Origin of the sequence: Nocardia caishijiensis NBRC 108228 (assembly GCF_001612825.1) — a bacterium.
Taxonomy (GTDB): domain Bacteria; phylum Actinomycetota; class Actinomycetes; order Mycobacteriales; family Mycobacteriaceae; genus Nocardia; species Nocardia caishijiensis.
In genome coordinates this window covers 1-25,717 of sequence record NZ_BDBE01000054.1, presented here as the reverse complement: position 1 = coordinate 25,717, position 25,717 = coordinate 1, and the positions used below count along the sequence as shown (strand labels likewise).

Below are 25,717 nucleotides of genomic sequence, written 5' to 3'. Positions count from 1 at the left end.
CAATGACTGCATCTCGGGGAGGTTGCGATGGCGAGATTGACGGTTCGCGATCTACCGGACGATGTCCGGGAAGCGCTGCGAGTGCGCGCGGCGCAGCACGGGCGCAGCACCGAGGCCGAAGTGCGTCAGATCCTCATCGACGTGGTATTTCCCGGCACCCAGGTGCAGATCGGTTCGCTGCTCGCCGACATCGGCCGCGAAGCGACGTTGACCGACGACGAGGTCGACCGGCTCGCCGCGCGAGACCGGACTCCCGCCACTCCGCTGGAACTCGGATGATCGTCCTCGACACGAACGTGGTGTCCGAGCCGCTGCGCGCCGCGCCCGATCCGCGAGTCGTCAAGTGGCTCGATACCCAGCGGCTGCACACCCTTTACCTCTCGGCGGTTACTGTCGCCGAACTGCGCTTCGGCATCGCGGCCATGCCTGCGGGCCGTCGTCGCGAATTTCTGGCGGAACGGGTGGAGTCGAAGGTGTTGCCGCTGTTCGCCGGTCGCGTGCTGCCCTTCGACCTCTCCGCGTCGGCGGCGTACGCCGAGCTCATGGCGACGGCTCGCACACGCGGATGTGCGATCGCGGCGGCCGACGGCTATATCGCGGCAATCGCCACCGCGGCGGGAATGTCTGTCGCCACCCGGGACGGCTCTCCGTTCGTCGCGGCCGGAGTGCCGGTGGTGGACCCATGGGCCTGAGCAGGTTCGATGAACTAGTTAGGGCAGGCTGACCTGGGGGTAGCGTGTAGTTCGGGATAGGGTTCGGGGGGCGGAGTTGGCCCCCGCAGCAGTGGACAGACTAGGAGAACGGCAGTGCCGTACATCATCGCTGAACCGTGCGTTGACGTGAAGGACAAGGCGTGCATCGAGGAATGCCCCGTGGATTGCATCTACGAGGGTGGCCGCATGCTCTACATCCAACCCGACGAGTGCGTTGACTGTGGTGCGTGTGAGCCGGTCTGCCCCGTGGAGGCGATCTTCTACGAGGACGACACCCCGGACCAGTGGAGCGGCTACATCAACGCCAACGTCGACTTCTTCGACGAGCTGGGCTCGCCCGGCGGCGCGACCAAGGTGGGCAAGGTCGACTACGACCCGGCCTTCATCAAGGCGCTGCCCCCCATGGCCGAAGAATGAGCGCAGGGGTGCCGACCCGTGCCCGGGTGAGCAGTCTGCTGCCCGATTTCCCGTGGGACACCATCGCCGGGGTGAAGCAGAAGGCCGCGACGCATCCCGGTGGGCTGGTCGACCTGTCGGTCGGTACGCCGGTCGATCCGGTCGACCCGCTGATCCAGGCCGCGCTGAGCTCGGTCGCGGCCGTCCCCGGGTACCCGACCACGCACGGCACCCCTGAGCTGCGCGCCGCCGCGGTCGACGCGCTGGCGCGCCGATTCGGCATCGCCGGTGTCGACCCGGCCGCCGTGCTGCCAGTGATCGGCACCAAAGAACTCATCGCCGGGCTGCCGCGCCTGCTCGGCATCGGCGCCGACGACCTCGTCGTCATCCCCGAGATCGCTTACCCCACTTACGAGGTGGGCGCCCTGCTGGCCGGTGCGAAGCCGTGGCGTGCCGACGGCCTCACCCAGATCGGCCCGCAGAACCCGGCGCTGATCTTCGTGAACTCGCCGTCGAACCCCACCGGCAAGGTGCTCCCGATCGAACACCTGCGCAAGGTCGTCGCCTTCGCGCGGGAACGCGGTGCGATCGTCGCTTCCGACGAGTGCTACCTCGGCCTGGTGTGGGAGGGGGAGGCGGTCTCCGTCCTCGACCCGCGCGTCTGCGACGGCGACCACACCGGCCTGCTGGCCATCCATTCGCTGTCGAAGACCTCGAACCTGGCCGGTTACCGCGCCGGTTTCGTCGCGGGCGACCCGACCCTGGTCGCCGAACTGCTCGAGGTGCGCAAACACTCCGGCATGATGCTGCCCTTCCCCATCCAGGCCGCCATGACCGCCGCCCTCGCCGACGACACCCACGAGGCGGCACAGCGCGAGCGCTACCGCGCCCGTCGCACCATCCTGCGAAATGCCTTGGAGCAGGCGGGTTTCCGCATCGACTTCTCCGAAGCGGGCCTCTACCTGTGGGCCACCCGTGGTGAAGCCTGCCGGGTCACCCTCGACTGGCTCGCCGAGCGCGGCATCCTCGCCGCCCCCGGCGACTTCTACGGCCCCCGTTCCCCCGAACACGTCCGCATCGCCCTCACCGCCACCGACGAGCGCATCGCCGAAGCGGTTGCCCGGCTGGCCTGAGACGCCGGGTCCGGTTGCCCCGCATCCTGTCTCGCCCGCGAATCGGTTAGTGTCCGCACAGTCGAATTCGGCGCGAACAGGATCGGAAGGCTCGCAACACATGCACGGGGTGGGTTTGGTCGCGGGCACGGTGTTCGCCGGATATCGGATCGAGCGCCTGCTCGGGCGCGGCGGAATGGGCACCGTGTACCTGGCCGCGCACCCACGCCTGCCCCGGCAGGTGGCGCTGAAACTGCTGAATCGCGACCTGTACGCGGAACAGGAGGTGCGGGCCCGCTTCGAACGTGAGGCCGACGTGGCCGCCCGCCTCGACCATCCCGGCATCGTGTCGGTGCTCGATCGTGGTGTCGAAGACGGGCTGATGTGGATCTCCATGCAGTACGTCGACGGCACCGACGCCTCGGTGTTCCGCGGTCGCCCGCTGGATCCGGCCCGCGCGGTCGACATCATCGCCCAGACCGCCGACGCGCTCGACTACGCCCACGAGCGCGACGTGCTGCACCGGGACGTGAAACCCGCCAACATCCTGCTCGCCGCGGGCCGAGGTCGGGATCGCGTGCTGCTCACCGATTTCGGGATCGCTCGCCTGCGCGGTGACGCCCGTCAGCTCACCCGCACCGGCGACTTCCTCGCCACCCTGGCCTACGCCTCGCCCGAACAATTGTCCGGTGCGACTGTGGATCACCGATCCGACCAATATTCGCTCGGTTGTTCCCTGTACACCTTGCTCACTGGCGAAAGCCCTTTTCCCGCAGACAATCCCGGTGCTGTCGTCGCCGCGCATCTGACCAAGCCCGTGCCGAGGGCCTCCGACCGGGTGAGCGGTCTGGCGCCCGGCCTGGACGCGGTGATCGGCCGTGCCATGGCCAAGGACCCGGCTGAAAGGTTCGGCAGTTGCGCCGAATTCGGTCAGGCGGCGGCTGCGGCATCGGACGGCGCGGCTGTCGCCCCGGCGCTGATCGGCGCCCCACAGCGCACCGGACCGGGCCTGTCGACCAGGGAACCGGCCATGAGTGCGTCCGCCGCACCGTCGAGTGCTCCCGCCGGAACTTCCACCACTCCAGTCGACCTGCGAACGGTTGTCGCTGCTCCGCCGGGTGCGCGCGCGACGCGTCCGCACGCGACCGAGGTTGCGGGTAATGCTGTCTCGTCGCGATGGCGGGCGCTCGCCGTGAGCCTGCTCGTGCTGGCGATGATCGCCGGTGTCGGGGTGGTCGGCGTGGGGGCGGTCTACTGGAAATTCATTCGCCCCCATCGAGTTCCACCGGCCCCGACCTGGGGTGAGCATGCCGCGATCGCGACGGCGTTCCCCGGGTTGATCCCGACGACACCGGTCGGACGTGGCTGGCGCGAGGCCGCCTGTGCGCCGACGTCTACGTTCGTGGTCGCTCCCGGCGATCCCACGCCCGTGCGTCAGATCTCGTGCACCGACGCCGACGGCGTCGTCTCCTGGTTCACCGCCTACGGGTCCGCCGCCGACGTCGAGAACTATCTCGCGCGCCACACCCTCGCCCACGATTCGCGGACCCGCCCCGACCGGAACTCGACCATCGCCGTCGCCCGCCCGAACGACCCCGGCGCCCCGTTCACCCTTGCGGTCGGGGAGCGCGGTCACAGCGCCACCGCCGAGATCCTCATCGAAGTCTCCTGGCCCGGCCACACCTTCGACGAGACTTACGCCTCCTGGTTCGAACAAGCCCCGTTCTGAGTGTCACCACCGCCACGTCCGCCCTCGTCGAACGGATCATCACCGAGGGCATCCGACAGTGCGCGAGCTGCCGGTGACGGGCAGCTCGCGCTGTGCTCAGATCAGTGGCTTGCCCCGGCGCTGCCTGCGGCGCATGTCGGCGAGGGTGGCGTTGAAGGGGAAGTTGCGGAGGGGGCGCGGCAGGCGGCCCCAGACCGCGCCGGTGGTGCGCAGGAGGCGGTTGAGGCGACGTTCGTCGTGTTCGGTCCAGGTGAGGCCGAGTTCGTCACGCAGGTGCTGCGGGAGCAGGCCGGTGGTGAACCAGCGGTGGAAGCGGGCGAAGACCAGGCGCAGCGGCGGGTACAGCATGCGCAGGTCGAGCAGGTCGTCGAAGTACGCCTTGATGGTGTCGTCGACGTGGGTCGCGGCGAGGTTCGCGGTCCAGTACTCCGCGAAGGCCGCGCGGTCGGCGGGCCACATCTCGCGCGGCACCTGCAGGGTGGTGCCGAAACGGTGGGCGTAGTCGTAGTAGGTGTCGGCGGTGACGTCGTCGGCGGGGCCGTGCAGGCGCTCCATCAGGTCGACCGAGCCCCAGTACAGACAGGCGGCCACCCACAGCTGCAGGTTCTTGTCGAAGGCGTTGTACTTCACCGGGCTCTGCGGTGTGGAGTGCACGTGCCGGTGCGCGCCGTTGATCGCGGCGCGGTACGCGGCCCGGTCCTCGTCGGTGCCCATCATCGCCACCGACAGATAGGTGATGGTCGTCCTGGTCCGTTTGAAGGGGTGCTTCATGATGCTGCCGCTGTGCACGCGCGATTCCGCCACGCCGTAGCCGACCGGAGCCAGACTGAGCTGCATGATCACATTCGCCGTTGCGCCGAAGAAGACGGATGAGCCGTCCACGTGATCCCGGATGTCGAACTCTGCGGGTCCGGCGTGGCTGGACCGCGAATGCGCGAGGCTGGTCATCGTTGACCCCAATTCGTCGGTGAGAGACTTGTAGGTTGAATGTCTCACTCTGTCGTCAGGGTGTCAACGGGCGGTGGCGTGGGCCGACGGGACGCGCCGGGCTAGCGTGGACGGATGCCCTACGGTCCGCCGCTGCTGCTCGCCTCGTTGAATCCGCTCGCCGTCGCCGCCGGGGACGACCTTCCCGACGCCGTCACCATCGATGATGCCACCGTCTCGCGCGGTGACCTGCTCGGTGCGGCCACCTCGGTCGCCGAACGGATCGGGCGGGCCGAGCGGGTCGCGGTGCTGGCCGAGCCGACCCTGCGGACGGTGCTCGCGGTGGTCGGCTGCCTGATCGCCGGGGTGACGGTCGTGCCCGTGCCGCCCGACGCGGGAACCGCTGAGCGCGAACACATTCTGCGTGATTCCGGGGCCCAGGCCTGGCTCGGTGCCGCGCCCGCCGACACCGACCTCCCGGTGGTTCCGGTGCGTCTGCACGCCAGGTCCTGGCACACCTATCCTGAGCCGGATCCGGCGGCCATCGCCTTCATCCTCTACACCTCCGGTACCACCGGCGCCCCCAAAGGGGTGCTGCTCAGTCGCGGCGCCATCGCCGCCGGGCTCGACGCGCTGGCCGGGGCCTGGAACTGGACCCGCGAAGACACCCTCGTGCACGGGCTTCCGCTGTTCCACGTGCACGGCCTGATCCTCGGTCTGCTCGGGCCCCTGCGCGTCGGCAGCCGCCTGATCCACACTGGCAAGCCGACCCCCGAGGCCTATGCCGCCGCCGAGGGAACCCTGTACTTCGGCGTGCCGACGGTCTGGTCGCGCATCGCCGAGAAGCCCGAAGCGGCAAAGGAATTGAGCCGGGCGCGGCTGCTGGTGTCGGGCAGTGCGCCGCTGCCGGTCCCGGTCTTCGAGAAGCTGGCCGAACTCACCGGGCACGCGCCGGTGGAGCGGTACGGCATGAGCGAAACCATGATCACGCTGTCGACCAGGGCCGACGGCGAACGCAGGCCGGGCTGGGTCGGTACGCCGGTCCGCGGCGTCGAGACCCGGTTGCGCGACGAGGCGGGCGATCCGGTCCCGCACGACGGCGAGAGCATCGGTGCCCTGCAGGTACGCGGCCCGATGCTGTTCGACGGCTATCTCGGTCGTCCCGAGGCCACCGCGCGCGAGTGGACCGAGGACGGCTGGTTCCGCACCGGCGATGTCGCCGTGATCGACGCCGACGGGTTCCACCGCATCGTCGGCCGAGAGTCCATCGACCTCATCAAGTCCGGGGGATACCGGATCGGCGCGGGCGAGATCGAAACCGCGTTGCTCGGGCATCCCGCGGTCGCCGAGGTCGCGGTGGTCGGGCTGCCCGACGACGATCTGGGGCAGCGGATCGTCGCCTTCGTCGTCGCCCGTGACACCGGCACCGACGATCTCGCGACCGAGCTGACCGGCCATGTGGCCGAACAGCTTTCGGTACACAAACGCCCCCGCGAGATCCGCTTCGTCGCGGCGCTGCCGCGCAATGCCATGGGCAAGGTCCAGAAGAAGTCGTTGACCTAACGCTCCCGACTGCCGCGTGCGCTCAGCCGCCGGATCGGTCCGATCAGTGCGTGGTACACGGGGCGGACCACGCGCCCGGGCAGGTACCGGTGCCGTTCCTCTGCCCACACCCGCGCCCGGGCGTGTGAGGCCAGCGGCGACCACTTGTCCGGGTCGGGTGGGGCGCTGGTGTGCGCCTCGACGCGGCACAGGTGTTTGGTGTTGACGAAGCCGTACTGCTGGGGGCTCACGAGCCGCACCGGCGCGCCGTGGTCGCTGTCGAGTGGCCGACCGTCGAGCCGGTCGGCGATCAGCACGTCGTCGCCGAGCGCGTCCTCGAGCAGCACGACCGATCGGAACCCGTCGAGCCCTTCGAAACTCAGGTGCGTGATCGTGGCGCCCGGCGCGAGCGCGGGCTCGATCACCAGTCGGTAGAAGTCCAGGAACGGGGTGCCCTCCCAGCGCAGACCGGTCGCCGACCACCCGGCGACGCAATGGAAGTCGGCCGTCTGCTCGCGACGCGGCAGCCGCGCGAGTTCGGTGAGCGGGACCGTGACGGGCTCGACCACCGCGCCGCCGACGTCGATCACCGGATGCTGGGGGACCGACGGCGGTGGGTGGTGCAGGTGCGTGCCGAAGCGGGGAAACCCGTCGACGGCGCGTTGGCCCGGGGGAAGAAGTGCCATACCGATCCTCCTGTTATACGGCTCCGTATAACAGCTGACGGTACCCCGCGTCGACAGCGGCGTCGAGTATCGGCTTCGTCACCCGGACAACGAAAAGGCCCCGCACTCGGTGGAGTGCGGGGCCTGTCGAATCAGTGGATCAGGGCTGGCCGGTCGCGAACGCGATCACCGCGTCCAGGAACTCCTGGCCACCCATCACGTAACCGCCGATCAGCATCCCGGCGGGGATGGTGATCAGCCACAGGAACGGGAAGAACGCACCGATGATGCCGCCGATCGCGATACCGGGCAGGTTCTTGTTGACCTGCGCCATCAGGCGGTCGTAGGAGCTGATGTCCTTCAGCTCGGCGATATCGCCGAGCTTCGCCGAATCCGCGGGCGTCATCGAGGCGGCCAGCTTCACGCTGCGCCCGTCCTGGGCGATCTCGGGGCTCACCGAGATCGGCAGACCGGCGACCTCCGAGCGCAGCGCCGTCTGGTCGACGGTGACGCCCTCGGCGTTGCGCAGCAGCACGGCCGAGCCGTCGGCCGCCAGCTCGAAGCGACCGTTGTCGACCGCCCAGGTGATGGTCTTGTCGGCGGGCGACACCGAGGTGGTGTAGTTGATCCCGTTGCTCACACCCGAAGTCACGCCCCCCGCAGCCACCACCGCGGGCTGTTCGGTCGCCACGGCGGGCTGACCGTTGGCGGTGGCCGCGGTGATGCCCACCGCGACAACCGACATCACAACAGCGGTAGTGAACTTTCCGAACTTCATTCTTGAATCCCTCCACATTCGAAAGCCCCCCGGCTGGGGTGGCGAATTCAAGCTATCGGACGTGAAATGCCTTGCCGCACCGGGATACCCGTCGTCAAGAAACCGCAATATATGCGATATTGCCGAATGCGGAATTCAGTCGTTGGCGTGCAGCGCGGCATTGAGTTCGATACCGGTGCCCAAGCGCGGCACCACTTCCACCGCGCCGGTGGTCGAATTGCGACGGAACAGCAGATTGTTCTGTCCGGCCAGCGTCGCGGCCTTGACCACGGTGCCGTCGGGCGCGGTCACCTTGGTGCCCGCGGTCAGGTACAGGCCCGCCTCGAGCACGCAGTCGTTGCCGAGCGGGATACCGAGACCGGCGTTGGCGCCGAGCAGGCTGCGCTCACCGACCGAGATGACGGTGGTTCCGCCACCGGACAGGGTGCCCATGGTCGAGGCGCCGCCACCGATGTCGGAGCCGTCGCCGACCACGACACCGGCCGAGATACGGCCCTCGACCATCGAGTTGCCCAGGGTGCCCGCGTTGAAGTTGACGAAGCCCTCGTGCATGACGGTTGTCCCCGAGGCCAGGTGCGCGCCGAGCCGGACACGGTCGGCGTCGCCGATACGCACGCCCGAGGGCACCACGTAGTCGACCATGCGGGGAAACTTGTCGATGCTGTACACGGTGACCGGGCCGCGGGCGCGCAGTTTGATCCGGGTCTGCTCGAAACCCTCCACCGCGCACGGACCGTGGTTGGTCCACACCACATTGCTGAGCAGGCCGAACTGGCCGTCCAGACTCAGGCCGTGCGGCTGGACGAGGCGGTGCGAGAGCAGGTGCAGGCGCAGGTACACGTCGTGGGCGTCGGTGGGGGCCGCCGACAGGTCGGCGATGGTGGTGCGCACCGCGACCACCTCGACGCCGCGCGCCTTGTCGGGGCCGAGCAGGTCGGCGAACTCCGGTGCGTCGGCCGCGTCCAGGCGCCGCGAGCCGGTCTCGGTGAACTCGCCCAGCTCCGGGCTCGGGTACCAGGTGTCGAGGACGGTGCCGTCCGAGGTGATGGTGGCGATACCGACTGCGCTTGCTCCTTGAGTGCTCACGGGACCACATTTTGCCGTCTCGGTCCAGGTCGAGGTGGCGCGGGGGCTGTGCGATGGACCACCCGGTCCGATTCCCGCACCAGGACACAGTGTCGTACCGGCGTACTAGTCTCGATATGTGACTCTCGATTTGCGCGCCGACCCGATCCAGTTGACCGCCGCCCTGGTCGATGTCCCGAGCGTTTCCCGCGACGAGGCCGCCATCGCGGATCTGGTCGAGCAGGCGTTGCGCGATCAGACCACCGGCTTCGAGATCAAGCGGCACGGCAATGTGGTGCTGGCGCGCACCACCCTCGGCCTGCCGACCCGGGTGATCCTGGCCGGGCACCTGGACACGGTGCCCATCGCCGACAACGTGCCGAGCAGGCCCGCCGAGGTGGACGGCGAGCCGGTGCTGTTCGGCTGCGGCACCGTCGACATGAAGTCCGGTGACGCGGTGTTCCTGCACCTGGCCGCCACCATCACCGACCCGGCCCACGACCTCACCCTCATCTTCTACGACGGCGAGGAGATCGCCGCCGAGTTCAACGGCCTCAACCACATCGAACGCGACATGCCCGACTGGCTCGACGGCGACCTCGCCGTGCTCGGCGAACCGTCGGGCGGTTGGATCGAGGCGGGGTGCCAGGGCACGCTGCGGGTGCGGCTGAGCACCTCGGGTGTGCGGGCGCATTCGGCGCGGGCGTGGCTGGGGGAGAACGCGATTCACGCGCTGGCGCCGGTACTGGAACGGTTGGCCGCCTACGAGGCACGTCAGGTCGACATCGACGGCTGCGTCTATCGCGAGGGGCTCTCGGCGGTGCGCGTCTCCGGTGGCGTCGCGGGCAATGTGGTGCCCGACGTGGCCGAGGTGGACGTGAACTTCCGCTACGCCCCCGACCGCACCGTCGAGCAGGCCGTCGCCCACGTGCGCGAGGTCTTCGACGGGCTCGACGTGGGTTTCCAGGTCACCGACTCCTCGCCCGGCGCACTGCCCGGGCTCACCGCACCGGCCGCCCGCAGCCTCATCGACTCGGTCAACGCCCACGGCGGCGGGGGCGTGCGCGCGAAGTACGGCTGGACCGACGTCTCGCGCTTCGCCGCCCGTGGCATTCCCGCCGTGAACTTCGGCCCCGGCGACCCGAACCTCGCCCACAAGCGCGACGAACACGTCCCGCTCAGCCAGATCACCGCCGTCACCGCCATGCTGCGCACCTACCTCACCGGGCGGTCCCAGTAGCGTGGAGGGCATGTCGAGCGATTCCGTGGATGAACAGGTGGGGAAGGCCAAACCGAAGTTCCGGGGGCCGGTGATGTTCCGGCGCGAACGCAAGCCGGGAGCACGGACCGCGGACCGCAATCTTCTCGACACCCGGCAGGACAGCGACTGGGTGCACACCGATCCGTGGCGGGTGCTGCGGATCCAGGCCGAGTTCGTCGAGGGCTTCGGCGCGCTGGCCGAGGTGCCGCCCGCCGTCACGGTGTTCGGCTCGGCCCGCACGCCGGTGGACCACCCCGAGTACGCGGCGGGACGGGCGATCGGCTCGGCGCTCACCGACGCCGGTTTCGCCATCATCACCGGCGGCGGCCCCGGTGCCATGGAAGCCGCCAACCGTGGGTCGTCGGAAGCGGGCGGGTACTCGATCGGGCTCGGCATCGAGCTGCCGTTCGAACAGGGTCTCAACGACTGGGTGGACCTGGGGATCAACTTTCGCTACTTCTTCGTCCGCAAGACGATGTTCGTGAAGTACTCGCAGGCCTTCGTCTGTCTGCCCGGCGGTTTCGGCACCCTCGACGAACTGTTCGAGGCACTCACCCTGGTGCAGACCCGCAAGATCACCCGCTTCCCGATCATCCTGTTCGGCACGGCCTACTGGTCCGGGCTGGTGGAGTGGATGCGTACTTCGCTGGCCGGGTCGGGCAAGATCTCGCCGGAGGATATCGACCTCATCCAGGTCACCGACAGCGTCGAAGACGTGGTGCGCATCGTCAAGGAGGCGACCGGCGGGCGCGGCGCCGACATCGAACGGCTCGGCACCGAGGACCAGTGGTGAGCTACTCGATCTGCGTCTACTGCTCGGCAAGCACGACCGAACCGGAACTGATCGACCTGGCCACCCAGGTCGGTACCGAAATCGCCCGTCGCGGTTGGCAACTGGTGTCCGGCGGCGGCCGGGTGTCGATGATGGGCGCGGTCGCGGTGGCCGCGCGGGCGGGCGGCGCGCACACGGTCGGGGTGATCCCCAAGCATCTGGTGCACCGCGAGGTCGCCGATGTCGACGCCGACGAACTGCTCGTCACCGACACCATGCGCCAGCGCAAACAGCTGATGGAGGAACGCGCCGACGCCTTCCTCACCCTGCCCGGCGGCGTCGGGACACTCGAGGAGTTCTTCGAAACCTGGACCGGCGGCTACCTGGGTGAACACACCAAACCCGTGGTCGTGCTCGACGCGGGCGGCTTCTACGGTGGCCTGTTCGGCTGGTTGGACGAGCTGTTCGAGCGCAAGATTGTCACACAGCAGGCGCGCGACCGCATCGTCGTGGCCGCCGACCTGCCAGCCGCGTTCGCCGCGTTGACACCGGCCGCGGCCCGAGGGTAGGAGATCGACGTGAGCAACGACGCCCGCGACACCGTCAGCGTGTTCGACCTGGCCAAGAAGCTGCCGGGGATGGCGATGGACGCACCGCGCATGCTGCGCAACGCGCCGGGAATGCTGGTGGGGCCCAAGGACAAAGCGTCCATCGGCAAGTACTTCCAGCGGCTCGCCCACCGGCGCCCCGACCGGGTGTTCCTGCGCTTCGAAGGCCGCTCCTACACCTACCGCGCCGCCAACAGCGAGGTGAACCGGTACGCCGCAGTGCTTTCCGCGCGCGGCGTCGATCGCGGTGACGTGGTCGGCGTGCTCATGACCAACCGCCCCGAGACGCTGTTCACGGTCCTCGCGATGCTCAAACTCGGCGCCACCGTCGGGTTGCTCAACTACAACCAGCGCGATCAGGTGCTGGCCCACAGCATCGGTCTGCTCGACAGCGTGCTGGTCGTGGTCGGCGAGGAATGCCTGGAAGCGCTCGATTCGCTGCCCGAGGCACCGGCGAACGTGCTGATGTCCGAGGAGCTCGCCGAATCCGCGCGTGGCGCAACGGCTTCCGACCCGGCGGTCTGTGAGCAGGTGACGGCGGGCGAACGCGCGTTCCTGATCTTCACCTCCGGCACCACCGGCATGCCGAAGGCCAGCGTGATGACGCATCTGCGCTGGGCCAAGAGCATGGCCGGGCTCGGCGGGCTCGGCGTGCGGTTGCGCGCCGACGACGCGCTGTACTGCTGCCTGCCGCTGTACCACAACAATGCGCTCACGGTGGCGCTGTCGGCGGTGCTCGCGGGCGAGTCGACCTACGTGCTCGCGCGGAAGTTCTCCGCCTCGGGATTCTGGGCCGAGATCGACCGCGAGAAGGCGACGGCCTTCATCTACATCGGTGAGCTGTGCCGCTACCTGCTCAACCAGCCAGTGCGGCCCGGCGAGGAGAACAACCGGGTACGGCTCGTCGTCGGCAACGGGCTGCGACCGGAACTGTGGGACGAGTTCCGGCGCCGCTTCGGCATCGACCGGGTGGTGGAGTTCTACGGGTCGAGCGAGGCGCCGCTGGCGTTCGTCAACGCCTTCGGTGTGGACCGCACGGCCGGGCTGTGCCCGCTGCCGTACGCGGTGGTCGAATACGACGACGAGACCGGTGAGCCGCGCCGGGGCGCGAACGGCAAACTGCGGCGGGTGCGTTCCGGCGGGGTCGGACTGCTGCTGGCGAAGGTGAACAACCGTCAGCCCTTCGACGGCTACACCGACGCGAAAGCGTCCGAATCCAAGCTGGTCCGCGACGGATTCAAGAAGGGCGACTGCTGGTTCGACACCGGCGACCTGGTGCGCGATCAGCACTTCTGGCACATCGCGTTCGTCGACCGGCTCGGTGACACCTTCCGCTGGAAGGGCGAGAACGTCGCGACCACCGAGGTGGAGGGCGCGCTCGATCAGCACCCGAGCGTCGAGCAGGCGGTGGTGTTCGGCGTCGACATCCCCGGCACCGACGGCAAGGCGGGCATGGCCGCGATCACCCTGCGCCCCGACGCCGAGTTCGACGGCAAGGGGCTGGCGGGCACCGTCTACGAGCGGCTGCCGCTCTACGCGGTCCCGCTGTTCGTGCGGGTGGTCGCCGAACTCGAGCAGACCTCCACCTTCAAGAGCCGCAAGGTAGAACTTCGCAAGCAGGGCTACGCCGCCGACGCCGAAGGGCAGCTGTATGTGCTCAGCGGCCCGACCGAGGGCTACGTTCCGGCCTACGACGACTACGCCGACGATGTCGCCGCGGGTAGAGCTCCGCGATAGCGATGCCGGAAACCACCTTCTGTGGTCGGCCCGTGCCGACCGATCGCGCGCTGGTGATGGCGATCGTGAACCGCACGCCCGACTCGTTCTACGACCGGGGCGCCACCTTCACCGACCGGGCCGCGATGGACCGCGTCACCCGCGCCGTCGACGAAGGCGCCGACCTGGTCGACATCGGGGGTGTGAAGGCCGGGCCGGGTGACACCGTCGACGCCGCCGAGGAAACGCGACGGGTGGTTCCGTTCGTCGCGGCGATTCGCGAGAAGTACCCGGACCTGTTGATCAGTGTGGACACCTGGCGCGGCGCGGTGGCCAGGGACGCCGTGGCGGCAGGCGCCGACCTCGTGAACGACACCTGGGCCGGAGCCGACCCCGAGCTCGTGCACGTGGCCGCCGAGCTGGGCGTCGGCATCGTCTGCAGCCACACCGGTGGCGCCGTGCCGCGCACCCGCCCGCACCGGGTCCGCTACGCCGACGTGGTGGCCGAGGTGACCGCCACCGTGGCCGCCGCGGCCGACCGCGCGGCCGCCGCCGGGGTGCGCCGCGACGGAATCGTGATCGATCCCACCCACGATTTCGGAAAAAACACCTATCACGGGCTCGAGTTGTTGCGCGGAATCGACAGTCTCGTAAAAACCGGATGGCCAGTCCTGATGGCCCTGAGCAACAAGGACTTTATCGGGGAGACTCTAGGGGTAGGTCTGACGGAAAGGGTCGAGGGCACACTGGCGGCAACCGCATGGTCGGCCGCCGCGGGCGCTCGGGTCTTCCGGGTCCACGAAGTCGCCGAAACCCGGCGGGTCGTGGACATGATCGCCGCGATCCAGGGCATCCGGCCCCCCGCACGAACTCTGCGAGGTCTGGCATGAAAATCCAACACCGCGAGCCCGCCTGGGCCACTACCCACACCTGGGACACCCCTGACTGGACGGTCGGCGACCTGGTCGCCGCCAAAGCGGGACGCACGGTTTCGGTCGTGCTGCCCGCTCTCAACGAACAGGACACCGTCGCCGACGTCGTGGCCAGCATCCGGCCGCTGCTCGGCACCCTGGTCGACGAACTGGTCGTGCTCGACTCCGGGTCGACCGATGCCACCGCCGAACGGGCCCGCCGCGCGGGCGCCGAGGTGGTGAGCCGGGAGGAGGCCGTACCCGAACTCGAACCCGTCGCGGGCAAGGGCGAGGCGCTGTGGCGGTCGCTGGCCTGCACCACCGGTGATCTCATCGCCTTCGTCGATTCCGATCTCATCGACCCCGACCCGGCGTTCGTACCCAAGCTGCTCGGTCCGCTGCTCACCATGCCCGGCACCCACCTGTCCAAGGCCTACTACCGGCGCCCGCTGCGGCAGGGCGAGTCCGTCGACGCCAACGGCGGCGGCCGTGTCACCGAGCTGGTCGCCCGGCCCCTGCTGGCGGCGCTGCGTCCCGAACTGGTCCAGGTGCTGCAACCGCTCGGCGGCGAATACGCGGGCACCCGCGAACTGCTCACGGCCGTCCCCTTCGCCCCCGGCTACGGCGTGGAGATCGGCCTGCTGCTCGACACCTACGACCGCCTCGGCCTCGACGCCATCACCCAGGTGAACCTCGGCGTGCGCACCCACCGCAACCGCCCCCTGTCCGACCTGGGTGTGATGAGTCGCCAGATCCTCGGCACCGCCCTGCGCCGCAGCGGCGTCCCCGACTCCGGCGCACCCCTCACCCAATTCCCCCTCATCGCGGGCGAATTCATCCCCCACACCACCGAGGTCTCCCTCGACGACCGCCCCCCGATGAAAACCCTTCGCCCCGAACAAGTCGCCGCCTGACCCACCCGGCCCGCCTCCTCGTCCGACGAAGAGGCGGGCCCCTTGCTCACGCCGCTGTTGATCCGTACTGTTGGCCGGTTCTGGTGAATCAGCGTGCGGGAGAAGAAGTTCAGTGGTGTCGGAGGTTCAGTGGAACGGCTGCGTCCGGTGTCGGCATTGCGGAGCGTCACCGGCCATCGATGTGGATCTCGTCGGGCACTGGGGTCTGCTCCTCTTCCGAGTCGAAACGACGGAGGAAGGCCCGTTCTGTCGCGACTGCGGGTTGGCGACCTACCGCGAGATCACCGTCGGCAGCGCGTGGTTCGGGTGGTGGGGCGTGCAATCGCTGTTCTACAACCTGGGTGGATTCGTCGTCAACGCCAGGACCCGTCGTCATATCGCCGCTCTGCCCCCGCCCGAGACCGCGTGGGGGCAGCGGCCGATGGACCCGGGCAAACCACTGTTCCGGCGGGTCGGTGCTCTCGGGTTCGCCATCCCGTTTCTCGCCGTGCTCGGAATCGTGTACACGGTGTACCTGCGTGACCAGGTCGCTGTCGAGGAGTCGATGCAGCGGGTCACCGCCGGGCAATGTGTCGGCCCGATGACGGTCGGTTGGTTCCGTGACGAGGTTCGCTGGCAGAAGGTCGCGTGCTCCGACCCTGCGGCGGCGGGACGGGTGTTGCGCAAAGTGGTCGGCTCGGCGTCGGATCCCGCGGATGCCTCCGACTGCGCCGGGCTGCCGACGACGCTGCACGCCCACACCGAACGCGATTTCGTCGTCTGCGTCGGACCACGCAACTGAGCGGCCGACGTGGCGGTCATTCGCGTGGTGGTCGCGTGCTCGGCTCGGCGTGGATGGGGCCGGTCAGGGTGGAGAGGGGGCGTGCCGAGGCGTCGGTTCGGGCGGCCAGGATCTCGGCGAGGATCGAAACGGCGGTTTCGGCCGGGGTGTGCGCGCCCAGGTCCAGGCCGAGGGGGCTGTGGATGCGGCTGATGGACGCGGGGGACAGGTTCTGTTCGCGGAGGCGGGCGACGCGATCGGTGTGAGCTCGGCGGGAGCCGAGGGCGCCGATGAAGCCGATCGTGGGAAGGGCGAGCGCGGCGGTCAGCATCGGCACGTCGAATTTGGGGTCGTGGGTGAGGACGCACACGACCGTACGGTCGTCGACGCGATCCGCCGCGGCCTCGGCGGCGAGGTAGCGGTGTGGCCAGTCGACGACCACCTCGTCGGCGGCGGGAAAGAGCGCCGGTGTGGTGAAGGTCTCGCGGGCATCGACCACGGTGACGCGGTAGCCGAGCTGGGTGGCCGCCGTGGCGAGGGCGCGGGTGTAGTCGTTGGCGCCCGCCAGGATCATCCGGGCGGGGGAACGGAAGACCTGGACGAAGGTTCGGGGGCGGGTCGCGGCGGCCGGGGTGCAGTCCTCGGCGCCGACCGAGCCGTTGCGGCCCGCGGTGAGCAGGGCGGCGGCATCCTGATCGAGATCGCGCCACGGGGTGATCTGCCCGGGTCGCAGGAGGCGACGATCGGGGGTGGCTTCCAGAGTCGTCGCGTAGGCGATCGGCTGGTGTGCGTCCAGCGCTGACCGCAGCTCGCGCAACAGCGGCAGGTCGGCGTGGTCGAGCCGTTCGACGAAGACCTCGATCTCCCCGCCGCACGGCAGTCCGACGGTGAGCTCGTCGGCCGCCGCGAACCGTTCCGTACAGGACGTGCCGTCGGTGAGCACCTGTTCGGCGGTCGCCAGGACGGCCGCCTCGACGCATCCGCCCGCGAGCGAGCCGAGGACCCGGCCCGCCGGGGTGACCACCATCGCGGCCCCGGTGTCGCGCGGCCCGGCTCCGCTCCGGTCGACGATCCTGGCCAGCGCCACCGGCCCGTCGGCGAGCAGGTCGAGCACCTGTCCGAGCAGATCGCGCATCGCCCACCGGCCTCTCCACCGACTGTGACCTTTCGGACCAGCCTAGCTAACCGCGAGCATCCCGGCGCGGCGAGAAACTCAGTCGAGGATCTCGCGGTGCCGCAGCCCGGCGGGCACCACACCCGCGTGGAAGAACTCGTGGAAGATCTGCGCCGCGTGCTCGGCGGTGAAGACCTCCTCCGGGTAGACGTAGGTGTCGTCGTCGCCGTGCGGGACGTACACCGTCGGGAGGCCGAGGCGGCTGCCGGGGAACCCGAGGGTGTAGCGGTGGGTGACGTGGTCGACCGTCGTGCGCAGCTGCAGCGTCATCGCGTCGGCCGAGCCCGCGCAGCGCAGCGCGAGATCACCGCGAGCCGCGCTCACCGACGACGTCACCTCGGTGGCGGGCATCGGTTCGGGCAGCACGGTCAGATCGAGCGCGAAGCGCTGATGACCGTCCATCCGGCGCAACGGGCGCAGGAAGCTGTCCACGTCCTCGTGCGGGCCGATGAAGACCTTCAGACGGTCGCTGTAGGTGACGCGGTGGGTCGTCACGACCACCTCGCCGCCGACGGCCTCGATGTCGGACGCGGAAACGGGACGGGGGCCCGCGGTGCCTGCCGCGCGCACGGGCAGCACCCGGCAGGCGTTGGCCTCGGGAGACGAGAACATGTGAAGCTCACCTACTCACATTCGGTTACTCGCTAGCAATCTAACCATCGGGCTCAGGTTGTGATCCATAACATTATCGTGATGCAAGTCACAAAGTGTCCGTAGTTTAGATGCAGTTATGGGCGAGTCCGGTTCGCAGCGGACTTTTGGTCGGTTTCATGGCGATAAACCGGGGTGAGGAGGTCCGCATCGACCGGTTCACCTGTCGTGCGGTCGTATCGCACGGCGATGAGGACCGAGAACAAGTGTGTGCTCGCCCGCTCGTGCAGGGTCGCCAGCCGGGTGGCCAGCAACCTGATCGCACCCAGCGAGCCGGGTGGGTGCAGCCCGTCGATGAGCATCACGGTGCCGCGCCGGTCGGGGCGGGGCAGCCGGGCCAGGTACGCGATATCGTGCGGTTCGGTGCCGCCGGGACGGTACACACGGCGCGCGGCCCGGTCCTCGATACCGCGCCGGGTGTCGCCCGCGCGGGTGACGGTGCGGCGCAGTCGCGGGTCGGCCACCACCAGCTGACGCAGGCTCGGCGACAGCTCGGGGCCGCCGAGTACCACCAGGCCGTCGCGGTTGAGGTCGAGGGGCCTGCCCGGCAGGAATGTCTCGACCGTCGCCACGAAACCGAGCTGACGCAGCAACTCGGCCAGTCGTTGCGCGGCCGCCGGATCCGGCGCGCCGAGCAGTCTTCCCGTACGGACTTCCGGGGCGAGCACGGTGAGCGTGCCGTGCCCGAAGAACAGGCCCTCGGGTACCGGCCCCTGGGTGCTCACCTGGTGGATGCGCGCCCGCGACAAGCCCGCGGCGGCGCCGATGCGGGCGAACGTCCAGCCCTCGGCGTGGAGTTCGCGGATCACGGCGCGGCGGATCCTGGTGAGTTCGTTGATGGTCTGCTGGGCAGCCGCCACCCCATCGGTGGCTGCTTTGAGTCTCTCGACCTTGTCTTCGATCGCGAAGACTCGTGCCACGTCATCGGCCGACATGTGCGAAGTCTAGACAGCTGGACGGCGAATCGTGTCTATAACGATTGACATCGAATGTCTTGCCGCACAACGCCGATCGGGTCCGTCATGTCGGCAACCACAAAGACCGCGAGGTCGACACGGACATCGGCCGCGCGCGCGATCCGGTGGCAAATGACGACCGTGCGGTCTGCTAGGTGGCGTCGGAGTCGATCGGCGGGCGTTCGTTGTGCTCCAACGGCTTCGGCAGCGACGGCCCGCCGCCCGGCATCCCGCTGTTCGTGCCGAACAGTTCCTTGCGGTCGGGCACGGCCTTCTCGAGGTCGCGCAGCACCGTGTCGTCGCCACCGAGCAGGTGCTTGGTGACGGCGGCCCTCGGCGTCATCCCGCGCAGCTCGTTGAGTTCGGCGAGCGGTTTGCGCAGCTCGTCGAACTCCGGGCCGAGCTCCTTCTTGAGGGTGGAGGTGGCCCCGCTGGCGTAGTCGCGCACCTGACGCAGCGACGACGTGGTCCAGCGGATCGCCCCGGGCAGGCGCTCCGGGCCGAGGATCACGAGGGCGGCGACGAGCAGGATCATCATCTCGCTCCACCCGATGTTGCTGAACACGATCCCAGGTTACCCGTCGCGCGTTGCCGCAGCTCAGTCGGATTCGAGGGTGACCGGCACGTCCACCTGCCTGCCATCGCGGATCAACTGCACGTTCACCCGCTCCCCGATCTTGTGCGATTGCACCGCGACGACCAGTTCGTCGGGGCCCTCCACCTCGCGATCACCCACCTTGACGATCACGTCGCCCTCGACGATGCCCGCCTTGGCGGCCGGTCCACCCGCGACCACGTCGGCCACGGCGGCACCGCTGCGCAACTCGTTGGCGACGGCCTTGGTGCGCGCGCTCAGCCCCAGCTGCGGGTGGTTGACCTTGCCCTCGCGGATCAGGGTCTGCGCGATGGAGGTGACCACGTCGATCGGGATGGCGAACCCGAGGCCGACCGAGTTACCGGTGTTGCTCTTGATCGCGGTGTTGACGCCGATCAGCCTGCCTTCCATGTCGACGAGGGCACCACCGGAGTTGCCGGGGTTGATCGACGCGTCGGTCTGCACCGCGTCGATCACGGCATTGGTGTCGGTGCCCTCACCACCGAGGCTCACCGGGCGGTGCAGCGCGCTGACGATGCCGGAGGTGACGGTCTTCTCCAGGCCGAGCGGAGAGCCGATGGCCAGCACGTCGTCGCCGACCTGGACGTCGTCGGAGCGGCCGAGTTTCGCCTCGGTGAGGTTGTCGGCGTCGACCTTGAGCACGGCGAGATCGGTCTTGGGATCGCGCCCGACGATCTGGGTGGGCACCCGGGTGCCGTCGGAGAATTCGACCTGGATCTTGGCGTTGCCGGACTTGTCGGTGGCCGCCGCCGAGATCACGTGGTTGTTGGTGACGATGTAGCCCTGCTCGGCGTCGAGGACGACACCCGAGCCGGACGGGCCGCCGTCACCGATGATGACCTGGATCGACACCACCGACGGCAGCACCGCGTCGGCGACCGCCGCGATCTTGCCGTGCGGGGAATCGGAGCTCTCGCTCTGCTGAAGGGTGACCTTGCGCGAGGTGAGGGTGGACGCGGTCTCGGCGGTGATCCGCCCGACCAGCCCGCCGACGACGGCGATGCCGAGCGCGATCACGGCCAGCAGGGCCAGCGCCTTCGGCGCGACCCGGGAACCGAACAGCACCTCACGCGCCGACAGCTTGGGCGCGACGGGCAGCGGGGCGGGCTCCGGGGTCTCGATCGCCGGAGCGCCGAGGCGCGCGCCCGCGGCCGGATCGCGCCACGGGTCGACCGGACCCGCAACGACGATCTTGCGTTCCCCGGATCCGGGTTCGCGCTGCAACAGTTCGTCGGAGTCCTCGGGCCGGGCGAACGCCTCCGCGAGCACGCCGTCGGGCGGGCGACGATCGACCAGTTCGCCCTCGTCGGCACGGTTACCGGCACGCAGCGGGTCGTGCGGGGCGAACGAACCCGTCTGACCGTTCGGGCGGCGGAACGCGTGTGCGGTATGGCTGTCGATGTGCGGCCGGTACACCGGACGCGGGCCGAGGGTCGGCGCGTCGGAGGGCCGCAGATTCCCCCGTGACGCCGCCGAATCCGAGTTGTCGGTCGATCCGGGATTCGTCGATTCGCCTGTCACGCCCGTGACTCTACTTGCGCCGCCACGTAGTCCACCGGGCTGCGGGGAACGAATCGGTCAGGAATCCGAGAAATGCCTCGTTACGGCGGGGAGGTTCGGGTGTGCCGGTGGGCAGTTCGGCCAGCGGGATGCGGCTGAGACTGTCGTGCAGGCTGCGCGGAACCGCGACTTCGCCCGCCCGGCGCAGCGCGATCCGCGCCTGCTGCTGGGCGTCGACCTCGGCGGCGCATTCGGGGCACACCGAAAGATGCTGGGCGGCGCGCAGATAGGCGTTCATGCGCAGCTCGCCGTCCACGTAGGCCGCGATCGCCTCGCTGGCCAGATGCTCGGTGGGCTGAAAGCGCGGTGCGCGACCTGAGGATGCTGGATCCACGCTCATGCGGAGTTCTTCCTTCCGACCGACATCGACCCGACCAGGCCGGGTGTGGCCGCTCGCGGCCGTCACCCTGCGAAGGTGTCAGCGGAGTATCGCTGCTCGATTCCATTATGCGCAAGGTAGTCGCGCAGTGCCTGGCGCCCACGATGGATGCGGCTGCGCACGGTGCCGAGCTTGACGCCGAGCGTGGCACCGATCTCCTCGTAGGACAGACCCTCGATGTCACACAGCACCACGGCCGCGCGGAACTCCGGCGCGAGGGCGTCGAGCGCCTTCTGCAGGTCGGGGTCGAGGCGGGAGTCGTGGTAGGCGTCCTCGGGCGTCGGTCCCTCGGCGGGCACCCGGTCGTAGTCCTCGGGTAAGGCCTCCATCCGGATGCGGTTGCGCCTGCGGACCATGTCGAGGAACAGGTTCGTCGTGATGCGGTGCAACCAGCCCTCGAACGTGCCCGGCTGGTAGCTCTGCAGCGAACGGAACACCCGGATGAAGGTTTCCTGGGTGAGGTCCTCGGCGTCCTGGGCGTCGCCGGAGAGCCGGTAGGCGAGGCGGTAGACCCGGTCGGCGTGCTCGCGGACCAGTTCGTCCCACGACGGCATCACCGTGCGGTCACCGGTGGCGTCGAAGGCCGCGGTGCCGGTGAGTTCGGCATCGAGATCGTCCTCGACGGGCGGCGGAAAGTCGGTGGGCAGAGGCTGGGCGGGCAGTGTGGCGTCGGAACGCGCCGTGTCGACCATCGGGATGGGACACCTCCTACTCGGGACCGCCGGCACGAGACCGATCCGGTCCGGGTCAGCGAACCTTGTCTTCGGGTCAACCAGCGGATGTCTGTGGTTGTTCCCGCGTCTCGTACCCGCCGTGATCGGCTGGTGAGGCAACTATTTCCTGTCGCGATATGGCGCAGGTGTGGAGACCCTGAGTGGCGCCTGAGAATCCTGGCGCGCGCGGCGACACTCACCCCGGGTCGGCGGCTTCGCTGAATACACAGACCCGGTCGGTGACATAGCCTCTTAGCTGTGGCATCGAACGTGGAGCGGAACCTGGCCTATGTGGAGGAGTCCGTCGTCGAGGACGAAGTCCTCCTCGACGCGCGCGAGCGGGCCACCGAACTGGGCGCCGCACCCGTGCCCGCCTCGGTCGGCGCGCTGCTGAGCATGTACGCGCAGATGTTGGGTGCCCGCTCGGTCGTCGAGGTGGGTACCGGCGCGGGTGTGAGCGGATTGTGGCTGCTCGACGGCATGCGCGAGGACGGAACCCTCACCACCATCGACTCCGAACCCGAGCATCAGCGGGCCGCCAAGGAGGCGTTCCGCACCGGCGAGATCGCGCCCGCGCGCACCCGCCTCATCAACGGTCGCGCCCTCGATGTGCTGCCGCGACTGGCCGACGGCGCCTACGACCTCGTATTCGTCGACGCTTCCCCGATGGAACACCCGCTCTACGTGGAGCAGGGTGTGCGACTACTGCGCGAGGGTGGTGCGTTCATCCTGAACAACGCGCTGCTCGGCGGACGCGTCCCCGACCCGACCCAGCGCGACCCGGCCACCCAGGCCGTGCGCGCCGCGACCAGGGCGATCGCGGAGAATCCCGAGCTCACCAGCGTCCTGATCCCGATCGGCGACGGACTGCTCTGCGCGTCGCGCGGGTAGGTCAGCCGACCCAGATCCCTTTGCCGACGGTGACCACCCCACCGTTGCTCACGGCGAATCGTTCCCGGTCGCGATCCAGATCCACCCCGATGATCTCGCCCTCGCCGACCACCACGTTCTTGTCGAGGATGGCGTGGCGCACCACCGCGCCACGCCCGATGCGCACACCGGGCATCAGCACGCTGCCCTCGACCGTCGCGCCGTCGTCGATCATCACGTTGGAACTGAGCACCGAGTTGCGCACGGTGGCGGCCGACAGGATCGAGCCCGCGCCGACGATGGATTCCTGCGCGAGCCCGCCCCGAGCGAACTTGGCGGGCGGCAGGTTCTCGGCGGCGCCGCGGATGGGCCAGTGCTTGTTGTAGAGGTTGAACACCGGGTGCACCGACACCAGATCCATGTGCGCCTCGTAGAAGGCGTCGATGGTGCCGACATCGCGCCAGTAGCCCCGGTCGCGTTCGGTGGCGCCCGGTACGTCGTTGTCGGCGAAGTCGTAGACGGCCGCCTGCCCGCCCGCGACCAGCGACGGGATGATGTCGCCGCCCATGTCGTGATCGGAATCGGAGTTCTCCGCGTCGGCACGGATCGCGTCGACGAGCACGCGGGTGGTGAACACGTAGTTGCCCATGGACGCGAAGGTCATGTTCGGGTCGTCCGGTGTACCGGGCGGATGGGCGGGTTTCTCGAGGAACTGGGTGATGCGGCCGGACTCGTCGGAATCGATGCAGCCGAACGCGCTCGCCTCGCTGCGCGGCACCCGGATGCCCGCGACGGTGACGCCCGCGCCCGAGGCGATGTGGCTGGCCACCATCTGCTCGGGGTCCATCCGGTACACGTGATCGGCGCCGAAGACCACGATGTAATCGGGGTCCTCGTCGTAGATCAGGTTGAGCGACTGCATGATCGCGTCGGCGCTGCCGGTGTACCAGCGCGGTCCGAGCCGCTGCTGCGCGGGCACCGGGGTGATGTACTCGCCGGTGAAACCCGACAGCCGCCAGGTCTGGGAGATGTGGCGGTCCAGGGAGTGCGACTTGTACTGGGTGAGGACGCACAGGCGCAGGTATCCCGCGTTGACCAGGTTGCTGAGCACGAAATCGATCAGCCGATAGGCCCCACCGAACGGAACCGCGGGCTTGGCGCGGTCGGCCGTGAGCGGAAACAGTCGTTTGCCCTCGCCACCGGCGAGCACGATCCCGAGTACGTGCGGCTGGCTCCTCACCCTGTCAAAGTACAGGCCCCACGCGCACCCGGTGGCCCATGTCGACCCGAGCGTCTAATTTGGACCGCGTGAGTGATGGCACCGACGGGGAACGAGCGATCGCGGATCCGTTGCGGGTTGCCATGCTGACCCGGGAGTATCCGCCCGAGGTGTACGGCGGTGCGGGCGTGCACGTCACCGAACTCACCGCGCGGCTGCGCGCGCTGAGCGAGGTCACCGTGCACTGCATGGGCGCGCCGCGCACGGGCGCGGTGGTGCACCGGCCCGACCCGGAGCTGTACGCCGCCAACGCCGCGTTGCAGATGATGTCGGCCCAGCTGCGGATGGCCGATGCCGTCGGCGCGGTCGACGTGGTGCATTCGCACACCTGGTACGCGGGCCTGGCCGGGCACCTCGCCGGTGCGCTGTACGGCATCCCGCATGTGCTCACCGCGCATTCGCTCGAACCGCGCAGGCCGTGGAAAGCCGAACAGCTCGGCGGCGGCTACCGCCTCTCGTCGTGGTCGGAGCGCAACGCCATGGAGCAGGCCGACGCCGTGATCGCGGTGAGCGAAGGCATGGCCCACGACGTCCTCGACGCCTACCCCGCCATCGACCCCACCCGAGTCCACGTGGTGCACAACGGCATCGACGCGGGCGTATGGCATCCGGGCCAGCCCGTCGGCGCCGAACAACCGGTGCTCGACCGGCTCGGTGTGCGCGCCGACCTACCGATCGTCTCGTTCGTCGGCCGTATCACCCGGCAGAAGGGCGTCGGCCACCTGCTGGCCGCCGCCGCCGATTTCGACCCCGACATCCAGCTGGTGCTGTGCGCAGGCGCGGCCGACACCGTGGAACTCGAGCTGGAGGTGGCCGCGGCTGTCGACGAGCTGCAGCGCCGTCGCGGCAACGTGTACTGGGTGAAGGAAATGCTGCCCACCGAACAGGTCCGCCAAATCCTCACTGCCTCAACAGTTTTCGTGTGCCCGTCGGTATACGAACCCCTCGGCATCGTGAACCTGGAGGCGATGGCATGCGCGACTGCCGTCGTCGCCTCGGATGTGGGCGGAATCCCCGAGGTGGTCGCCGACGGTGTCACCGGGCGGCTGGTCCACTACGACCCTGTCGCCGGGGGTGAGTACGAACGCGCCCTCGCCGATGCGGTGAACGCGGTGGCGGGGGATGCGGACCTGGCTGGGCGCTATGGCGAGGCGGGTCGTGCGCGAGCCATCGCGGAGTTCGATTGGGCGAGGATCGCGGAGCAGACGGTCGAGGTGTATCGGGGGGTCATTCGCTGAGAGGGTGCGTTGCCTGTGGGTGGCGGTGTTGCCAGCCACCCGGGGCTGCTGGTGCGCACCACCTACCGCACTGCCAGTCGAGTGGCCGCTCGGGTCTGCTGCCGTCGTGCGGTTCACTTGGGTCCGCGACCTGCCGCGTTCCCGGTCATATGGCGCTACTCGAGTGCGCCACCTGCCGCGTTCCCGGCCACACGGCGCTACTCGAGTGCGCCACCTGCCGCGTTCCCGGCCACACGGCGCTACTCGAGTGCGCCACCTGCCGCATTCCCGGCCACACGGCGCTACTCGAGTCCGCGACCTACCGCATTCCCGGCCACACAGCATCACTCGAGTGCGCCACCTACCGCACTCCCAGCCACACCGCACTACCTCGGTGTTTTGTGCACCACAAAGGTATTGGGCTGTGTTTGTT

At 69.1% G+C, this 25,717-nt stretch carries 27 protein-coding genes; 15 read left to right on the top strand and 12 right to left on the bottom strand.

Features of this window, described 5'->3' with window-relative positions; genetic code table 11:
• The first annotated feature begins 27 nt into the window (after window positions 1–27).
• The 5 genes from NC7_RS27395 (at window position 28) to NC7_RS30400 (ending at window position 3,950) form a co-directional block, all read left to right on the top strand.
• A complete protein-coding gene (locus NC7_RS27395; RefSeq protein ID WP_067988622.1) occupies window positions 28–279 on the top strand; it encodes a FitA-like ribbon-helix-helix domain-containing protein in 252 nt (83 codons plus the stop codon).
• Entirely contained in the window at window positions 276–692 is a 417-nt protein-coding gene (locus NC7_RS27390) for a type II toxin-antitoxin system VapC family toxin (protein WP_067988620.1), read from the top strand. The genes NC7_RS27395 and NC7_RS27390 overlap by 4 nt, the downstream gene beginning before the upstream one ends.
• Before the next feature lie 114 nt (window positions 693–806).
• Complete coding sequence (gene fdxA / locus NC7_RS27385; protein WP_022566345.1) at window positions 807–1,130, top strand: ferredoxin; 324 nt, start codon at window positions 807–809, stop codon at window positions 1,128–1,130.
• Window positions 1,131–1,138: 8 nt separating this feature from the next.
• Window positions 1,139–2,242 (top strand): succinyldiaminopimelate transaminase, encoded by a 1,104-nt coding sequence (gene dapC, locus NC7_RS27380; protein ID WP_373861282.1) that lies wholly within the window; start codon window positions 1,139–1,141, stop codon window positions 2,240–2,242.
• Between the two features lie 100 nt (window positions 2,243–2,342).
• Window positions 2,343–3,950, top strand: coding sequence for a serine/threonine-protein kinase (locus tag NC7_RS30400; protein WP_067988615.1), 1,608 nt, complete (start codon window positions 2,343–2,345; stop codon window positions 3,948–3,950).
• Window positions 3,951–4,046: 96 nt separating this feature from the next.
• Here the strand turns inward: NC7_RS30400 and NC7_RS27370 are convergent, their stop codons facing one another.
• The gene (locus NC7_RS27370) at window positions 4,047–4,946 is read right to left on the bottom strand and encodes an oxygenase MpaB family protein (protein WP_307613995.1); all 900 of its coding nucleotides are present in this window, start codon (window positions 4,944–4,946) and stop codon (window positions 4,047–4,049) included.
• A gap of 66 nt (window positions 4,947–5,012) precedes the next feature.
• Here NC7_RS27370 and NC7_RS27365 point away from each other — a divergent pair, with 66 nt between their 5' ends.
• Window positions 5,013–6,440, top strand: a complete 1,428-nt coding sequence (locus NC7_RS27365) for an acyl-CoA synthetase (RefSeq protein ID WP_174550275.1) — start codon at window positions 5,013–5,015, stop codon at window positions 6,438–6,440.
• Here the strand turns inward: NC7_RS27365 and NC7_RS27360 are convergent.
• The 3 genes from NC7_RS27360 to dapD all read right to left on the bottom strand — a co-directional run bounded on the left by NC7_RS27360 (window position 6,437) and on the right by dapD (window position 8,948).
• Window positions 6,437–7,105: a molybdopterin-dependent oxidoreductase gene (locus NC7_RS27360; RefSeq protein ID WP_067988609.1), complete on the bottom strand. Its 669-nt coding sequence runs from the start codon at window positions 7,103–7,105 to the stop codon at window positions 6,437–6,439. The two genes, NC7_RS27365 and NC7_RS27360, sit on opposite strands and share 4 nt — an antisense overlap.
• A gap of 139 nt (window positions 7,106–7,244) precedes the next feature.
• Complete coding sequence (locus NC7_RS27355) at window positions 7,245–7,862, bottom strand: DUF8020 domain-containing protein (RefSeq protein WP_067988607.1); 618 nt, start codon at window positions 7,860–7,862, stop codon at window positions 7,245–7,247.
• A gap of 135 nt (window positions 7,863–7,997) precedes the next feature.
• Window positions 7,998–8,948, bottom strand: coding sequence for a 2,3,4,5-tetrahydropyridine-2,6-dicarboxylate N-succinyltransferase (gene dapD / locus NC7_RS27350; protein WP_067988605.1), 951 nt, complete (start codon window positions 8,946–8,948; stop codon window positions 7,998–8,000).
• Between the two features lie 118 nt (window positions 8,949–9,066).
• Between dapD and dapE the strand changes: the two genes are divergently transcribed.
• The 7 genes from dapE to NC7_RS27315 all read left to right on the top strand — a co-directional run bounded on the left by dapE (window position 9,067) and on the right by NC7_RS27315 (window position 15,890).
• The gene (dapE, locus tag NC7_RS27345; protein WP_067988602.1) at window positions 9,067–10,167 is read left to right on the top strand and encodes a succinyl-diaminopimelate desuccinylase; all 1,101 of its coding nucleotides are present in this window, start codon (window positions 9,067–9,069) and stop codon (window positions 10,165–10,167) included.
• 10 nt (window positions 10,168–10,177) lie between these two features.
• On the top strand, window positions 10,178–10,981 hold the full coding sequence (locus tag NC7_RS27340; RefSeq protein WP_067988708.1) for an LOG family protein: 804 nt from the start codon (window positions 10,178–10,180) through the stop codon (window positions 10,979–10,981).
• Window positions 10,975–11,529 carry an LOG family protein gene (locus NC7_RS27335; RefSeq protein WP_067988599.1) on the top strand — a complete coding sequence of 185 codons (555 nt, stop codon included), beginning with the start codon at window positions 10,975–10,977 and terminating at the stop codon, window positions 11,527–11,529. The genes NC7_RS27340 and NC7_RS27335 overlap by 7 nt, the downstream gene beginning before the upstream one ends.
• Before the next feature lie 9 nt (window positions 11,530–11,538).
• Entirely contained in the window at window positions 11,539–13,305 is a 1,767-nt protein-coding gene (locus tag NC7_RS27330; protein ID WP_067988596.1) for a long-chain-acyl-CoA synthetase, read from the top strand.
• A gap of 2 nt (window positions 13,306–13,307) precedes the next feature.
• The gene (gene folP, locus NC7_RS27325; protein ID WP_067988594.1) at window positions 13,308–14,174 is read left to right on the top strand and encodes a dihydropteroate synthase; all 867 of its coding nucleotides are present in this window, start codon (window positions 13,308–13,310) and stop codon (window positions 14,172–14,174) included.
• Window positions 14,171–15,109: a glucosyl-3-phosphoglycerate synthase gene (locus NC7_RS27320; RefSeq protein ID WP_067988591.1), complete on the top strand. Its 939-nt coding sequence runs from the start codon at window positions 14,171–14,173 to the stop codon at window positions 15,107–15,109. The genes folP and NC7_RS27320 overlap by 4 nt, the downstream gene beginning before the upstream one ends.
• A 115-nt stretch (window positions 15,110–15,224) precedes the next feature.
• A complete protein-coding gene (locus NC7_RS27315; protein WP_157102194.1) occupies window positions 15,225–15,890 on the top strand; it encodes a hypothetical protein in 666 nt (221 codons plus the stop codon).
• 16 nt (window positions 15,891–15,906) lie between these two features.
• Here NC7_RS27315 and NC7_RS27310 read toward each other — a convergent pair whose 3' ends face one another.
• The 7 genes from NC7_RS27310 to sigE all read right to left on the bottom strand — a co-directional run bounded on the left by NC7_RS27310 (window position 15,907) and on the right by sigE (window position 21,897).
• A complete protein-coding gene (locus NC7_RS27310; RefSeq protein WP_067988584.1) occupies window positions 15,907–17,004 on the bottom strand; it encodes an XdhC family protein in 1,098 nt (365 codons plus the stop codon).
• A gap of 78 nt (window positions 17,005–17,082) precedes the next feature.
• Window positions 17,083–17,655, bottom strand: coding sequence for a hypothetical protein (locus NC7_RS27305; RefSeq protein WP_067988581.1), 573 nt, complete (start codon window positions 17,653–17,655; stop codon window positions 17,083–17,085).
• 116 nt (window positions 17,656–17,771) lie between these two features.
• Complete coding sequence (locus tag NC7_RS27300; protein WP_067988578.1) at window positions 17,772–18,629, bottom strand: hypothetical protein; 858 nt, start codon at window positions 18,627–18,629, stop codon at window positions 17,772–17,774.
• 172 nt (window positions 18,630–18,801) lie between these two features.
• A complete protein-coding gene (gene tatB / locus NC7_RS27295; protein WP_067988572.1) occupies window positions 18,802–19,215 on the bottom strand; it encodes a Sec-independent protein translocase protein TatB in 414 nt (137 codons plus the stop codon).
• Between the two features lie 33 nt (window positions 19,216–19,248).
• Window positions 19,249–20,787: a S1C family serine protease gene (locus NC7_RS27290; RefSeq protein ID WP_067988566.1), complete on the bottom strand. Its 1,539-nt coding sequence runs from the start codon at window positions 20,785–20,787 to the stop codon at window positions 19,249–19,251.
• Window positions 20,788–20,797: 10 nt separating this feature from the next.
• Complete coding sequence (locus tag NC7_RS27285) at window positions 20,798–21,166, bottom strand: zf-HC2 domain-containing protein (RefSeq protein WP_067988705.1); 369 nt, start codon at window positions 21,164–21,166, stop codon at window positions 20,798–20,800.
• Between the two features lie 62 nt (window positions 21,167–21,228).
• Window positions 21,229–21,897 (bottom strand): RNA polymerase sigma factor SigE, encoded by a 669-nt coding sequence (gene sigE / locus NC7_RS27280; RefSeq protein ID WP_236573472.1) that lies wholly within the window; start codon window positions 21,895–21,897, stop codon window positions 21,229–21,231.
• A gap of 279 nt (window positions 21,898–22,176) precedes the next feature.
• On the opposite strand from sigE, the gene NC7_RS27275 reads away from it, so the two are divergent.
• A complete protein-coding gene (locus tag NC7_RS27275; RefSeq protein ID WP_067988565.1) occupies window positions 22,177–22,809 on the top strand; it encodes an O-methyltransferase in 633 nt (210 codons plus the stop codon).
• 1 nt (window position 22,810) lies between these two features.
• Here NC7_RS27275 and glgC read toward each other — a convergent pair whose 3' ends face one another.
• Window positions 22,811–24,028 carry a glucose-1-phosphate adenylyltransferase gene (glgC, locus tag NC7_RS27270; RefSeq protein ID WP_067988562.1) on the bottom strand — a complete coding sequence of 406 codons (1,218 nt, stop codon included), beginning with the start codon at window positions 24,026–24,028 and terminating at the stop codon, window positions 22,811–22,813.
• 110 nt (window positions 24,029–24,138) lie between these two features.
• Between glgC and glgA the strand changes: the two genes are divergently transcribed.
• Window positions 24,139–25,305, top strand: a complete 1,167-nt coding sequence (glgA, locus tag NC7_RS27265; RefSeq protein ID WP_067988701.1) for a glycogen synthase — start codon at window positions 24,139–24,141, stop codon at window positions 25,303–25,305.
• The last annotated feature ends 412 nt before the right edge of the window (window positions 25,306–25,717 follow it).